The organism is Companilactobacillus formosensis (assembly GCF_005405305.1).
Taxonomy (GTDB): domain Bacteria; phylum Bacillota; class Bacilli; order Lactobacillales; family Lactobacillaceae; genus Companilactobacillus; species Companilactobacillus formosensis.
Window position 1 is genome coordinate 445,697 of sequence record NZ_BJDU01000001.1, and the last position, 14,359, is coordinate 460,055.

General features: G+C 35.7%; 12 protein-coding genes. 5 read left to right on the plus strand and 7 right to left on the minus strand.

The features are described 5' to 3' along the window. Positions 1 to 82: 82 nt before the first annotated feature. Positions 83 to 709, minus strand: a complete 627-nt coding sequence (locus FFM65_RS02215; RefSeq protein ID WP_245954207.1) for a CPBP family intramembrane glutamic endopeptidase — start codon at positions 707 to 709, stop codon at positions 83 to 85. 141 nt (positions 710 to 850) lie between these two features. On the opposite strand from FFM65_RS02215, the gene groES reads away from it, so the two are divergent. Together groES and groL are read left to right on the plus strand one after the other, a co-directional pair. Continuing rightward, on the plus strand, positions 851 to 1,135 hold the full coding sequence (gene groES, locus FFM65_RS02220; RefSeq protein WP_010018718.1) for a co-chaperone GroES: 285 nt from the start codon (positions 851 to 853) through the stop codon (positions 1,133 to 1,135). 49 nt (positions 1,136 to 1,184) lie between these two features. Beyond that, complete coding sequence (gene groL / locus FFM65_RS02225) at positions 1,185 to 2,822, plus strand: chaperonin GroEL (protein ID WP_119317426.1); 1,638 nt, start codon at positions 1,185 to 1,187, stop codon at positions 2,820 to 2,822. Between the two features lie 68 nt (positions 2,823 to 2,890). On the opposite strand, the gene FFM65_RS02230 is transcribed toward groL, so the two are convergent. Together FFM65_RS02230 and FFM65_RS02235 are read right to left on the minus strand one after the other, a co-directional pair. Next, positions 2,891 to 5,413 (minus strand): isopeptide-forming domain-containing fimbrial protein, encoded by a 2,523-nt coding sequence (locus tag FFM65_RS02230; protein ID WP_119317427.1) that lies wholly within the window; start codon positions 5,411 to 5,413, stop codon positions 2,891 to 2,893. Between the two features lie 185 nt (positions 5,414 to 5,598). Beyond that, the gene (locus FFM65_RS02235) at positions 5,599 to 8,067 is read right to left on the minus strand and encodes an isopeptide-forming domain-containing fimbrial protein (RefSeq protein ID WP_119317428.1); all 2,469 of its coding nucleotides are present in this window, start codon (positions 8,065 to 8,067) and stop codon (positions 5,599 to 5,601) included. 166 nt (positions 8,068 to 8,233) lie between these two features. Here FFM65_RS02235 and FFM65_RS02240 point away from each other — a divergent pair, with 166 nt between their 5' ends. After that, positions 8,234 to 9,049, plus strand: a complete 816-nt coding sequence (locus FFM65_RS02240) for a MerR family transcriptional regulator (RefSeq protein WP_119317429.1) — start codon at positions 8,234 to 8,236, stop codon at positions 9,047 to 9,049. Positions 9,050 to 9,107: 58 nt separating this feature from the next. Then, positions 9,108 to 9,803 carry a DUF554 domain-containing protein gene (locus tag FFM65_RS02245; RefSeq protein ID WP_059074237.1) on the plus strand — a complete coding sequence of 232 codons (696 nt, stop codon included), beginning with the start codon at positions 9,108 to 9,110 and terminating at the stop codon, positions 9,801 to 9,803. A gap of 44 nt (positions 9,804 to 9,847) precedes the next feature. Here the strand turns inward: FFM65_RS02245 and FFM65_RS02250 are convergent, their stop codons facing one another. From FFM65_RS02250 to FFM65_RS02265, 4 genes are all read right to left on the minus strand, one after another. Then, positions 9,848 to 10,180, minus strand: a complete 333-nt coding sequence (locus tag FFM65_RS02250) for a nucleotide pyrophosphohydrolase (protein ID WP_119317430.1) — start codon at positions 10,178 to 10,180, stop codon at positions 9,848 to 9,850. 2 nt (positions 10,181 to 10,182) lie between these two features. Then, positions 10,183 to 11,952, minus strand: coding sequence for a DUF2075 domain-containing protein (locus FFM65_RS02255; protein ID WP_119317431.1), 1,770 nt, complete (start codon positions 11,950 to 11,952; stop codon positions 10,183 to 10,185). A gap of 113 nt (positions 11,953 to 12,065) precedes the next feature. After that, entirely contained in the window at positions 12,066 to 12,656 is a 591-nt protein-coding gene (locus FFM65_RS02260) for an SLAP domain-containing protein (RefSeq protein WP_119317432.1), read from the minus strand. A gap of 153 nt (positions 12,657 to 12,809) precedes the next feature. Then, on the minus strand, positions 12,810 to 13,379 hold the full coding sequence (locus FFM65_RS02265; RefSeq protein WP_119317433.1) for an SLAP domain-containing protein: 570 nt from the start codon (positions 13,377 to 13,379) through the stop codon (positions 12,810 to 12,812). A gap of 174 nt (positions 13,380 to 13,553) precedes the next feature. Between FFM65_RS02265 and FFM65_RS02270 the strand changes: the two genes are divergently transcribed. Beyond that, a complete protein-coding gene (locus FFM65_RS02270) occupies positions 13,554 to 14,357 on the plus strand; it encodes a TIGR00282 family metallophosphoesterase (RefSeq protein ID WP_010018732.1) in 804 nt (267 codons plus the stop codon). Positions 14,358 to 14,359: the final 2 nt, after the last annotated feature.

Below are 14,359 nucleotides of genomic sequence, written 5' to 3' on the forward strand. Positions count from 1 at the left end.
TTTCCATGTAGTAAGAAACAAACGATTTAAACACACGTAAATAGCCTACCGATAATTTTTATAATTACCGATAGGCTATTTTTTAGGCAATACTCATGGTCAAGACGATGGCATTCATGATGATATGACTACCAGCGCTGACGTAAATATTTTTTGACTTGTAATAAATAAAAGCAAACCATAATCCCATTGCAACATAAACTAAGAATCTCGTATCTTGGTGCATGAAAGCAAAGATAATCGCAGAAATGATTGCAGCAATATAGACGTTAGTAGGTTTGATCAAGTTAGCGAAGAACACTCGTCTAAAGATGATTTCTTCCATAATTGGAGCGGCAATCATTACGTAAAGGAAATAGTAAGGATATTCTTTGACCATCAATAACAAACCAATCGTGTTTTGCGAATTAGTGCTGGCATGGAAAACTAATTGATCTAAAAAGCCGATTCCAAATTGAACTACGATGGCACCGATCGTACCTAAGATAATCCACTGTAAATCATGATTGAGATCGGATTTTTTTTCAAAATCTAATGGACCACCTAATTTAACTAAATAAATCATCACACCGGTTGCGATAAGTGATCCTAAGGTAATAGTGAGAAAATACGCTGAGCCTGTGATAGAGAGCATTGATAGGACTGTCCCTAACGATAACAAAAGGATGTAGGTCAACAGCGTGAAGAACTGATTTTTTTGGTAAGACATGATTCCCTCCGAATTTTTTAAAGGTAAATACTTGCAACTTCACAATATAATGTTAATATAAAACTTGTGATTAGCACAAGAGATGTTTGAGTGCTAAAAAAGTTAAACAAACGTAGAATTACTATATTGGAGGTATTTAAATTGTTAAAACCACTTGGAGATAGAGTCATTGTAACAGTCGATAAAGAAGAAGAAAAGACAGTTGGTGGTATTGTTTTAGCTAACAATGCTAAAGAGAAGCCACAAACAGCTGAAGTTGTTGCTGTCGGTGCTGGATTAGTTACTGATGATGGCAAGACAGTACCTATGAACGTTAAGAAGGGTGACAAAGTTCTTTTTGACAAGTATGCAGGCTCAACAGTTAAGTACGAAGACAATGAATATTTAATCCTTCATGAAAAAGATATCATGGCAATCGTTGACTAATAAAAGTACTTTTAGATAAATTTTTACAGAAAATGGAGTGTGGAATTTAATGGCAAAACAAATTAAGTTTTCAGAAGATGCACGTTCAAAGATGATGGACGGTGTTAACAAATTAGCTGACACAGTTAAAACAACAATCGGACCTAAGGGTAGAAACGTTGTTCTTGAAAAGAGTTACGGTTCACCAGAAATCACAAATGATGGTGTTACAATCGCTAAGAGCATCGAACTAGAAGACCACTTTGAAAACATGGGTGCAAAATTAGTTTCTGAAGTAGCTTCAAAGACAAATGACATTGCCGGTGACGGTACTACTACAGCTACTGTTTTGACACAAGCAATCGTTAAAGAAGGTATGAAGAACGTTACAGCCGGTGCTAACCCTGTTGGTATCAGAACTGGTATCGAAAAAGCTACAAACGCTGCTGTTGATGAACTTCACAAGATTTCACACAAGGTTTCAGGCAAGAGCGATATTGCTCAAGTAGCTTCAGTTTCATCAGCTAGTGAAGAAACAGGTAAGTTAATTGCCGACGCCATGGAAAAAGTTGGTAACGATGGTGTTATCACAATTGAAGAATCAAAGGGTATCGATACAACTCTAGACGTTGTTGAAGGTATGCAATTTGATCGTGGATACATTTCACAATACATGGTTACAGATAACGACAAGATGGAAGCCGACCTCGACAATCCTTACATCTTGATCACAGACAAGAAGATTTCAAACATCCAAGATATCTTGCCATTACTACAAAAGATTGTTCAACAAGGTAAGTCATTGCTTATCATTGCTGATGATATTGATGGTGAAGCATTACCAACACTTGTTTTGAACAAGATTCGTGGTACATTCAACGTCGTTGCTGTTAAAGCTCCTGGCTTTGGTGACCGTCGTAAGGCTCAACTAGAAGATATCGCTACATTAACTGGTGGTACAGTTATTACTTCTGATCTTGGTCTTGAACTAAAAGACACAACAATGGATCAATTGGGTCAAGCTGGTAAAGTTACTGTTACAAAGGACAACACAACTATTGTTGAAGGTTCAGGTAACAAGGATGCTATCAGCGAACGTGTTGACTTGATCAAGAAGCAAATCGCTGAATCAACATCAGACTTTGACAAAGAAAAATTACAAGAACGTCTAGCTAAATTAGCTGGTGGTGTTGCTGTTGTTAAAGTTGGTGCTGCTACTGAAACAGAACTTAAAGAACGTAAATACAGAATTGAAGATGCTCTAAACGCTACACGTGCCGCTGTTGAAGAAGGCTACGTTGCTGGTGGTGGTACAGCTTTGATGAATGTACTAGATAAAGTAACTGCTTTGAAGGCTGAAGGCGACGTTCAAACAGGTATTAACATCGTTGCTCGTGCTTTGGAAGAACCACTACGTCAAATCGCTGAAAATGCTGGTTTTGAAGGTTCAGTTATCGTTGAACACATCAAGGATCAAGAAAACGAAATTGGTTTCAATGCTGCTACTGACAAGTGGGAAAACATGGTTGATGCCGGAATTATCGACCCAACTAAGGTAACACGTTCAGCACTACAAAATGCTGCCAGTGTTGCATCACTATTGTTGACAACAGAAGCAGTTGTTGCTGACAAGCCAGAACCAAAGGATAACAACGCTGCACCTGCTGCTGGTAACCCTGCTGCCGGTGGTATGGGCGGTATGATGTAATTTATCCCCTTAATAAATAATAATTATAAAAGCGCTAGTAGATTGTCTACTAACGCTTTTTTTGTGCCTCATTCAACTGGAGTATCAGCAATCGTCCAAGTTACTTGACCAGTATACTTACCAGATTTTGCTGTGCTAGGAACTCTTAATTTCCATTTATCTAAACCGACATACTTGGTAAGATCCAGTGGTTCATCAGAGCCGATGAATTCTTGATTGTTGATGGGAATTCCTGTAGTAGATAATGGTTCCCAATCATCAACTGCTTCATTGGAACTGTTGTCGAGCAATAAGGATAAGCCGTCATCTTGAATCAATTTTTCATCACCATTAGCCAGAGCTTGATCACTGTTATTATCGTAGCTGACTAAAACTTGATATGGAGTTTCAGCGCTGTGACTAACGATGAGATTTCCCTTGGTTTGTTTGTTCGTCAGCATCTTTTCGGTACCAGTGGAGTTGATGCTGCCGAAGTCGATTAGTTCTGGGACCTCGATGAAGGAGGTTGTTGGGATTGGGGGATGAACATGAATGGAGATGCTATCTGAAGGACCAATGCTTAGAACTTTATTATTGACATCTTTTACATCTTCCATTGTACTGCTGTTATGAATTATTTCGTCAGTTGAGCTGTTTACTTGAACTCTATAAACAAATGTATTCGGCTGGCCAGCAGGTGTATATTCTGTGTACAGACCGCTTTGAATAGCATCTTGGACAGGTACGCCATTCATTTGGACGCTACCAGAGACTAGTGATAGTTTATCTTTTTCATTGTTTAAAAGATCGCCATTGTCATCGAGAGCTTTATTTTTATATTTAGCATCTTGTACTGTACCTACACTAGCCGTGAAAACGGACTTGATTTCAAGCTGATCTCCAGTAGTAGCGTCTACAGTATCGGAGAAGTCACTGTTAGGATCAGCAGTGATGTTACGTACTTGATGAGTAAAATCGTAGGCATAGTCTGGTGTTTCAATAGGAATATCGACACTATCTTCATAAGTTCTGGTATCACTGAAGCCTTTATTGTAACCAGTGAATTGAACCGTATTAGTGATTTTTCCATTAGTTGCATAAACAGGAGCTTTATTATTAATAGTGGCGTCAAATTCATAGGTTGCAGTTGCGCCATCGGTAACGCCGGTATTAGGGTTGTAATCAATTCCAGTTCCACTTTCATTTATCAGAGCACTATTAGGATCGATGGTTAGGCCGTTTGGCAAGTCATCTTTGATTTTAGAAATTATCCAATTAGAACCGTAACCGTCATTTCTTACTGATAGAGTAAAGTGTAATTTATCGCCTACATTATTAGTTCCATCTTTAGAAGTGAGATTCTTGTAGGTTTTTTTAACAGTTGGAATGGCATAAGGTTTAACAGTCGCACCGATATTTGAAACAAATTTCGCTACATTTCCTGGTGCTAGGGTAGTATAAGGCCATCTTAAAATGTATGAAGTATCTTGCTTTCCATCACCATTAACAATCTTGTATTCTTGACCAGAATTATTTTTTCCCACCATTAGATTTTGATCAGCTGCAGCGTTGGTATCACCACTTATATTGGCGGAAGGATTTTCTTCTGTTGTGAATGGAAGTTTTGGAGAAGAAATTTCAACTTTATTGGGGTCTTTTCCTTTGATACTCCAGTTATCAGGATAGGCAAGAACTCTACCCATAAAATCCTTAAACCCACCATCTATATTGTTAGTAATAAATAGTTTTGATTCAGAATTTTTTAAGCCACTTTCGATGTATAATCCTAATCCTCCACCAATGGCAAACATAGGAACGTTATCAACTGAACTGTTATCGTTATTATCTGGATTCAATCCTGTATCTTCACCATAGAAAGGTTGAAAAGTAACATTTTTTGTCCCTGGGTTATATACATATAATTCACGTTGAAGAACTGGAGAGCCACTAGGAGATGGTCTGAGTACTATTTCAAAAAAGACACCTTTTTTATAAAAATGTCCGACCATTTTAAGTATTTTTTGACCATTTTTGTCTGTGGCAGTATAAAATAATTTATAAATACCACCATTAGCAGAATCAATTTGAGAGGCATTTGCTAACAAATTCATATCTGCATAAAAATTACTAGCACTTTGACTACTTTCCAATAACGCGAAATCAATTGAAGTGTTAGATGCATTTTCGGGAGATCCGCCGATATAAGAATCTTCACCTTGATGTAAAATACCGTAGTATTTACCATTATCGTCTAGAAAAATGTTTATTTTCGAATTTGATATTTTGGGAAACAAAACAGTACTTTGATGTGAAATGGTTTTATCACCGGCTTTAACATTTCCGCTAACGTCACGAGCTGCCCCGAAGGCGTAACCTAAAGAGACATTTCCACCAATTGGAATTTTTCCGACTTCGTTAGTTGCTAAGTCTCCTTTAAAAGTCCAAGAGTCAATGCCATCATATTTTCTCATAACTTTTTCTGCATCCGTAACAGCGGACTTAGAGATGGTTGCTGCAGCAGCTTTTGCATTAGTAGTATTAAAAGTTAAAACCATCAACAGGACTGTGAAAACTGATAAAAATATTTTGGGAATCGATTGATAACCTTTCATTTTATTTTCCCCCATAGAAATATATTTATATGAAATCTCTCATTTTTGAATATATCTTTATAACACATATTATATAGTGAATTTATTAACAAAACGACTCAGTTATTCAGTCTTTTTCTTTCACGAAATGAAAAAAGCCATTATTCCAAAATTTTTCTTTGAAATAATAGCTTTATTTTTTTGAATTAATTGATTGTGTCGGCAATCGTCCAGGTTACTTGGCCAGTGTACTTACCAGATTTACTGTTGGCAGGAACCCTTAATTTCCATTTCTTGGCACCAATATAGTCATTCAATGATTGATTCAACATTTGACCGGAAAATCCTTCTGATTTGATTGGAACGGGGGATGTTGAAACGGTTCTCCAGTTATTGGATTCATTGCTAGCTTGATGGAAGAACATGGCATCGTCATTGTCATTGATCAACTTGTCGCTACCATTAGTTAAAGGAGCGTTGTTGTTGTCATAACTGACACTGACTTGGAAAGGTGTTTCAGCAGTGTGATTGATAATTAAATTACCAGTAGTTTTGACATTTGGTAAAATTCGCTCTGAATCGGTCATATTGACACTACCGAAGTCGATACTAGTAGGAACTTCCACGAATGAAGTTGTTTGCGGTGCCGCTTCAATGTTGACGACCGCCGGTTCTTCAGTTTGAATACTGTCGTATTGCTGGCCGGTATTAGTCGTTATATTGGTCATATAGGCTGTATTAGAAGCCGTAGTTTGATCGATAGCCGTGACTTTGGCTTGAAAAGTTATTTTGTTAGTTATGGTATTGGATAAAGTTCCAAGTGAGAAATTCAAGTCATTTTGTTTAACGCCGTTTAAAGCCACACTACCAGGAACCAATTCTAGTCCAGCAGGTAAGTCATCTTTGAAATTACCACCAGTTACATTGGAAGTACCATTACTGATAAATTGGACTTCGTAGTCGATGATGTCGCCTTGTTTGGCAGTCGTTTCACTAGAAAAGGCACCGTTTGGATCATTGGTATTATTTCTGACTTGTTTAGTGAAACGATATTTGAAGGTTGGTGTTTCAACGGGGATGTCGACACTAGCTTCATAAGTCTTCGAATCACTCTGTCCTTTATTGTTACCAGTGAATTCAGCCTTATTAGTTAATTTGCCATCGGTTAAATTATAAGGAGCTTGATTATTGATTGTGGCACTGAACGTGTATTTAGTTGAAGTTTTATCGGGAATTGAAGTCCCAGGATTAAAGTCGATCGTGTCACCATTAGCCATAGAAGTATTTACAGAATTAGGATCAAGAGTCAATCCTTTAGGCAATTCATCTAATATTCTAGTTAGTTGCCAATTTGAGTTGTAACCATCGTTTCTGACAGTTAACGTGAAGTTTAATTTATCCCCGACGTGATTCTTACCATCAGTTGAGGTTTCGTTGGTGTAGGTTTTTTTGACAGTAGGAATAGCATAACCTGATATTGTTGCACCAATGTTAGAAACGTATTTACTGACTTGTCCAACTGCTAGGTTCTCTTGTGGCCATCTTAATGTATAAGCGGTATCTTGTTTACCATTACCATCGACGATATCGTATTCACGACCGTAATTTGAACCCTTTAGTAGATCTGCATCGGCAGCCGCTTTTGTATCACCAATTTGACTATCAGAAGGGGTTGCAACCCAAGGTAAACTAGGATCACTAATATTAGAACCAGTATTATTGACTTTACCTTTGACACCCCAATTAGTTGGATTTGTCAAAACTCTACCCATAAAGTCTTGGAAACCACCATCAACGTTATTTGTAACGAATAATTTAGAAGCGGGATTGTAGTTAGAGCCACTTAATAGATAAAGTCCTTGACCGCCACCAATAGCGAACATTGGGACATTATCAACTGTTTGATCATCATTATTAGGATTTAATCCTGTATCTTCACCATAAAAGGTCTGGATTTGAGCAGTACTAGAGCCACCATTATAAACATACAATTCACGTTGTACGACAGGTGAACCAGATGGGGAAGGTCTTAAAACCATTTCTACATAAACACTTTTTGGACCATAGTATCCCACCAGTTTGAAAACTTTTTTCTTATTAGAATCAGTTCCAACATAAAATAATTTACTAGTATTATTTGATGTATCAAATACTGATAATTTATTAAGAACATTCATATCTTTATAAAAATATGAATCACTATTACCTGTAGGAAACGCAAAATCAATTGAAGTATCTGATGCGGCGCCTGGATTACCGCCAATGTAGGCGTCTTTATTTTGATGCAGAATTCCATAATATTTGCCATTATAATCTAGAAAAATATTAATTTTAGAATTATTAATTGTTGGTGCACCATTGACGGTACCGGTCGTGCTGGCTTTTGTAATGGTAGTATCGCCAGCTTTGACGTTACCACTGGCATCACGTACGGAACCAAATGCGTATCCGATTGAAATATTGCCACCTATAGGTATCGTGTCATAGTCATTGGAAGGATTATTGGATTTGAGTTGCCAATTATTAATACCATCATACTTACGCATGACTTTTTCGGCGTTTTCAACGTCAGTTTGATTAAGGGCTTTGACAGTTGTGGTATTAAAAGTTAAAACCATCAACAAAGCTGTAAAAAAGAGCAAGAATAGTTTGGGAATCGTCTTATAATCTCTCATATTGTTTTTCCCCCGTGGTAGAAATACTTTTATATAAAGTTTCTTAATTTAGAATATATCTATACATTAAGTATTATAAAATGAAACAAATATCCTTTTGATTCAGTTATTAATGATTTTTCTTTCATAAATTGAATCAACCTAATTAACTCAAAGGAGACCAAACGTGGATCAACTTTTTACTATTGGGCAACTCTCAAAACTCTTTAATATCAAGGTTCCAACGCTTCGATATTATGATGAAGTCGGTTTATTGAAACCAGCAAAAATCAACAATAAAACTCATTATCGTTATTATTCTACTCAACAATTTGAGCGTTTAAATGTCATCACTTATTTGCGAGCTTTAGACTTGCCGATTGATGCCATTAAACAATTTTTTGATGCACGAGATACTAGTAAATTAGAAGCTATGTTAAAAGAGCAGAAGCTACAAGTTAGAAAACAAATTACAGCGTTAGAAAATATTGATCGGCGAATCGATGCTCGAATCAATCAAGTTGAGGATGCAGTCAATAGTACTTTGGACAAGATTGAAATAGTTGATTTACCAGCGATATCAGTCGTTTATTTGGATGAAGATTATCAACCTAGTGATGATATTGAATTTCCAATTGTAACTTTGCGGAAACGTTTTGGATTGGACAAAAATATCTTTTTAGGAAAAATTGCTCTAACTGTGTCAGAAGAAAATCTATTGCGAGAACATTTTGACAGTTATAACGGTTTGTTGTTGATTTTAGAACCAGGGGACTCAGGGGATGCAACTGGGATTTTGAGAGCTGGTAAATACGTTCGCTTGAGGTTTCATGGAACTCACGATACGGCAGCGATTCAGTATCAAAAATTATTGCAATATTGTCAAAAGCATAATTTTGAAATTATTGGTCCAGCGGTTGAGACAGCTTTGATTGATTATGGTATTACGGATGATTTTGACAAATATGTGACAGAGATTAAAATTCCTATTAAAGACAATTGACCCTCTAGTGACTAGAGAGTTTATAATTTTTGTTAATGAATTTACGAGGGGGGATCTCATGATAGGGACGTTTTTTAATGTTGCCATGATTTTAGTGGGCAGCTTTGCCGGTAGTTATTTCAAAAAAGGAATCAAGCCTGCGTATAATGAGATTCTGACGCAAGCACTAGGACTCGTTGCGATGGCAGTTGGTATCAATGCAGTTGTGCAACACATGCCAAAAAGCCACTATCCCGTATTGTTCATCGTCAGTTTGGCAGTTGGCGGTGTTATTGGACAGTGGCTTGATTTAGAGAAGCATTTTGATAATTTAGTAGGGAAGTTTTCCAAACCTAGTGCCGATGGAAAAAGTAATTTAGCAGAAGGTTTAGCAACCGGGATCTTGTTGTACTGTATCGGTTCATTGTCGATTCTAGGACCAATTCAAGCTGCTTTGAACAAAGACTACACATTCTTGTTCACCAATGGGATGTTGGACGGAATCACTTCGATAGTTTTAGCGTCAACGTTTGGCTTCGGAATGGCTTTCGCAGCAGTGGCAGTATTTTGTTGGCAAGGTAGTATTTACTTGATCGCCATGTTGTTGCAAAATTCAATCAATGCCGACATGATCACTGAGTTGACCGTGGTTGGTGGAATCTTGATTTTGGCTTCTGGATTAGGTTTGTTGAATATTAAGAAAATTAAAGTGTTAAACCTCTTACCATCTTTGATTGTGCCGATTGTGGTGGTTGGGGTTTTGCAGATGTTTTAAGATCAAATAAATAAGGACTCCCGAATTAAGGGAAGTCCTTATTTTTATAGCTCCGTATACTTTTTACTATTTCCAAAACTTTTATCAACAGGATATTTGATGCTATCTTTTTTTATTTTTTCAGCAATTATTTCATCAACATCAAGATTCAAATTGTCAGCCATCATGTAAGAATAAATTAAAACATCTGCTAATTCTTCTTTGAGTTCTTTTTGCTTTTTGCTAACGACATCTTCGGATTTTTTCCATTGAAATAATTCCAATAATTCTGAAGCTTCTAGCGATATAGAAATTGCTAAATCTTTTTCATTGTGAAATTGGCGCCAATTACGATCATCACGAAATTTGTTAACTAAGTCCATAGAATTATCAGTCATTTTTATTCCCCCTGAGCCTTTAATAATTGATTTTGTAATTCTTTATCTACAGCATATATGTATAATCCATTAACACCACGAGTTAAGAGAACATTTAATTCATTCTTTAAAAATTCTTGAGAGTTGTCGATTTTGCCATTTCTTTTTTGAGTAGCTTTTCTATTCTTACTAGCTTTTTTGTCAAAAATAATTTTTCCATTACGATATTTTACAGATGGACCAATTATTACTCCAGCATAATTTAAATCAAAGCCTTGAATTGTAAAAGTCGAGCCGATTTCATCAATTGTTTGAGGCTGTTCAGCCCAAGGTAATTCTTTAATTTTTGCAGGTGCAGAAATTTGAAGATTCCAAGGCATAGAGAAGTCTCCAACAGTTACTTGCCATAGATTACCATTTTCATCCTTTTTGCCATTAACATATTTCCAATCAAAAGTTGCTAGCAATCTAGATATACCATTTTTTTCATCTTTAGCTTTAGTTTTTATAGCTTTTAATAAATCATGAGGAGTTTTAAGGATTTTAAGATCAAATGAATCATCTCTTGGGATATTTTTTATCGTTGATTCGTCGACAAGTGTTCTAATCCAATTAACGGTTTCTTTATTACCATGAATACGCATTTGATTTTCTAATTTAATGTAATTGTTGTGAGAGATAGCATTTAGTTTAGATTTTTGGATCCAATCTAACGAGCGGTATTCTTCAGTGGTAAGAATTTGGCTTGGGTCAAATACGGCAACTACAACTCTCGCACGATTTAGTAAATCAGTTAATTGATCTTTACCTCTATAAGATTGTTTTCCTTGTGTCCAAAGTAAATGTGCTTCATCTACCAAGACAACATCGATTTTTTCTTCCGGAGTGTGATTCAAAATGAAATGTGTTGGTTTAGTTACCATCTCGGGATTATTATCGTCAACCATACCTAATTTTGATGCTATTTGTTGATATACTTTTACTTGTTCATCATGATTAACTAAAAGTGATACTGTTTTATTTCGCAAAATTACATTGTCGCTGTTTTCAGCAGCCGACTTATACAGTTCATAAAACAAATTACTAAGTAAAACTGTTTTTCCAGTTCCTGCTTCTCCAGTTACCCAGATGAGCTGACCACTTTTTTCTCTATTTAAATTTTCTTCAATTTTTGCAATAATTTGGTCTTTAGCTTCAAATTGTTCCAAGGTTAACTTTTGAAAAGGAGAAGATTTAAAAATAGCAGAGTCTTTTATGACATTAATACTAGGAAAGAGATCTTGCTTTTTATTGCGTAATTCTGCCCATAATTTTTCAAAAATAGTATCTAATTCGTCAGAAGTATAATACTTATTTTGCTGATTGGTACGTTTATTGGAAATGCTCTTTACAGCTTCGATACCTGACATATAGTGCATTAATCTATTTTCAAGATCTAAAGTCAAAGATTTATTAAAATGCTCATGACCAATTAAAAACATTTCAGAATTGGAAGAATCCTTGATTTTTTGCCAAAATTCTTCATTCTTTGAATCTACTAATAAATGCTCGTTGGTACGACGTTTAATATCATTTGTTTCGCCGACGTAAACAGAGTATTCATTATTTTTGATTTTCTTTGAACCTTTTCCCTGCTTATACTTATCGTTGACAATGTAAATTGTGGGGTATCTAAAAAGTATCTCATCCTCTTTATTGTCATGAGATGAGACAAGCTTATTCTCGAATTTCTTTAAAGATACAGAATCGTATTTTATTTTTTCAACCAATGGTTTAGGAATATTATTTTTCATGCTGTATACAAATACCCTTTATTTTTTATTATATTTTAATAATACTTGTTTTGGAGATCTGAGTAAAAGCAGTTTTAAATAAGGGCTTTGAATTGTGTAATCTCATTTTACGATTACCAGTGATAATCTTTCCCAGTATCCGGATTAATAACATTTATCCAAGAAACATATTCATTATCTCCGACTTGGTAAAAAATAGCGTCCTTTATATAGACAGGATCTTCAAAAGCAGTCCATGAAGAACCAGCTGCCAAAGTTTTCCCTGTGTCATTCATATTAATATCATAAATTGGAGCAGGGTAAATATCATCGATTTTTATAGTTATTGTCTTTCTAGATGTTTGCTCTTCATTCCGTTGCGCATTGAAATTTTGAATTTCATCGATTCTTATCCATTCGTTAGTAGCGACACGATAATAGATATTTCCATTTCTTGAAATAACTTGATCGTAATACCAGGATGTATTAGGTGCTAAAGCTCTATTTCTAATTAAAGTTAATTGATTATTGTTTAATGAGTATAGTGTCAAAAATGGTTTATTATCTAAAGTAGTTATTGTGCCTGTGTATCTTGTGTCAATAGGACCATTATCGATAGTTGGAGAATTATAATCGATGGTTTGTGCTGATACAGTTGTTAAACTAGTACATGATGCTAAAAGAAATAATGATGAAAATAAATTCAAAACATGATTTTTCTTCATAAGAAACTCCTTCTAGATATTTTTTCACTGCCAGTATATCAAAATGTGTAACCGATTACTTAATTTGAGATAAAATTTGAAATTAAATAAATATGACAACTTCTTCCAAAATAAAAAGGACCGAGCAGTATATACTCAGTTCTTGAATTAACTTCAATGTAAATTAATAACTCTCTCCCCAGCGACAAACTCATCTTTCCCAATCTGATAATAAGCGTCATCCTCAAAATAAACAGGTTTCTCGAAAGCAATCCACTCACTACCAACGGCTAAAGTCTTCCCAGTATTATTGAAATTCCCATCAAAAATAGGGGCGGGCAAGACCGGACCAACTCTCAAAGTAATCGTCTTTTTCTCAAAATGTTTGCGGTTGTGATGACCGCTGAAATCTTCAATTTCATCATATTTAATCCATTCGTTAGTCGCAACTCGATAATAGATTTCACCGTTTCTAGAAACAGTTTGATCATAAAACCAAGCTGTTTTAGGAGCTAAAGCTCGATTGCGAATCAAGCTGAATCGATTGTTGTTGAAAGCGTACAGTGTTAAAAATGGTCTATTGCCAATAGTAATGACAGTCCCTGAATAACTAGTATCGATTGGTCCGTTATCAGTTGGGAAAAAATTATATGTGGTAGTTTTCGCTGATACGTTAACCAAATTAGTGCAAGGTACTAAAAGAAAAGGAACCGAAAATAAACTCAAAATGTGGTATTTTTTCATAAAAACTCCTTCTAATTGTATTTGCACCGCCAGTATAACAAAGAATAAAATTTCTAACTGGGTTTAAAAGCAAGTTTTTTAGAGTTAAAATATACGACCAAGTGTTCGCTTGGCCTTTTTTATTTCCGCTAAAATTGATACAATATCATAGGTAAAGATTGGGGATAAAATAATATGAAAATACTCTTCGTAGGAGATGTCGTAGGTTCTGTCGGCATTAAGGCAATTGAAACGTATCTACCTGAAATCAAAAAGAAGGTTAAGCCACAACTGACCATCGTCAATGGCGAAAATGCTGCTGGTGGTAAGGGAACCAAGGAACCTGACTATCAAAAGATCACTCGTGCTGGAGCTGATGTGGTCACGGGAGGAAATCATACTTGGGATAAACGTGAAATTTTAGACTTCATCGATGATCCTAAGAAAAATATTTTACGTCCATACAATTTCCCTGGCAAAAATGTTCCTGGTCGTGGATTCATTGAAATCAACGTCAATTCTAAAAAAGTCTACGTCATCAACATGATGGGAACAGCAATGATGCGCGCACTTGATAATCCGTTTTTAGCCGCTGACGATTTGTTGAAGACTTTGGACGACGATGCTATCAAGTTCGTTGACTTCCACGCTGAAACAACTAGTGAGAAGATTGCTTTTGCCAATTATATGGTTGGTCGTGTCTCGGCAGTTGTCGGAACTCACACGCACGTTCAAACTAACGATGCACAAGTTATCAACAAGCAAACGGCACTCTTGACTGATGTTGGGATGACTGGTTCATATGACGGTATCTTGGGTGACAAAAAAGAACCAATCATCAATAACTTTTTAACGCAAAGACCTAATCGCTTCGATGTTGATGAAGATGGTCGCATGCAAATTAATTTCTGTGTCGTTGAGATAAATGACAAAACGAACAATGCACGTAGTATCAAAAATTATGTAATTACACCAAATAATCAAACTTTCTTGAATTAATG

Coding starts and splice junctions, on each gene's coding strand:
- FFM65_RS02215 (WP_245954207.1), bottom strand. CDS start 709: ATGTCTTACCAAAAAAATCAGTTCTTCACGCTGTTGACCTACATCCTT.
- groL (WP_119317426.1), top strand. CDS start 1,185: ATGGCAAAACAAATTAAGTTTTCAGAAGATGCACGTTCAAAGATGATG.
- FFM65_RS02230 (WP_119317427.1), bottom strand. CDS start 5,413: ATGAAAGGTTATCAATCGATTCCCAAAATATTTTTATCAGTTTTCACA.
- FFM65_RS02235 (WP_119317428.1), bottom strand. CDS start 8,067: ATGAGAGATTATAAGACGATTCCCAAACTATTCTTGCTCTTTTTTACA.
- FFM65_RS02245 (WP_059074237.1), top strand. CDS start 9,108: ATGATAGGGACGTTTTTTAATGTTGCCATGATTTTAGTGGGCAGCTTT.
- FFM65_RS02250 (WP_119317430.1), bottom strand. CDS start 10,180: ATGACTGATAATTCTATGGACTTAGTTAACAAATTTCGTGATGATCGT.
- FFM65_RS02255 (WP_119317431.1), bottom strand. CDS start 11,952: ATGAAAAATAATATTCCTAAACCATTGGTTGAAAAAATAAAATACGAT.
- FFM65_RS02260 (WP_119317432.1), bottom strand. CDS start 12,656: ATGAAGAAAAATCATGTTTTGAATTTATTTTCATCATTATTTCTTTTA.
- FFM65_RS02265 (WP_119317433.1), bottom strand. CDS start 13,379: ATGAAAAAATACCACATTTTGAGTTTATTTTCGGTTCCTTTTCTTTTA.
- FFM65_RS02270 (WP_010018732.1), top strand. CDS start 13,554: ATGAAAATACTCTTCGTAGGAGATGTCGTAGGTTCTGTCGGCATTAAG.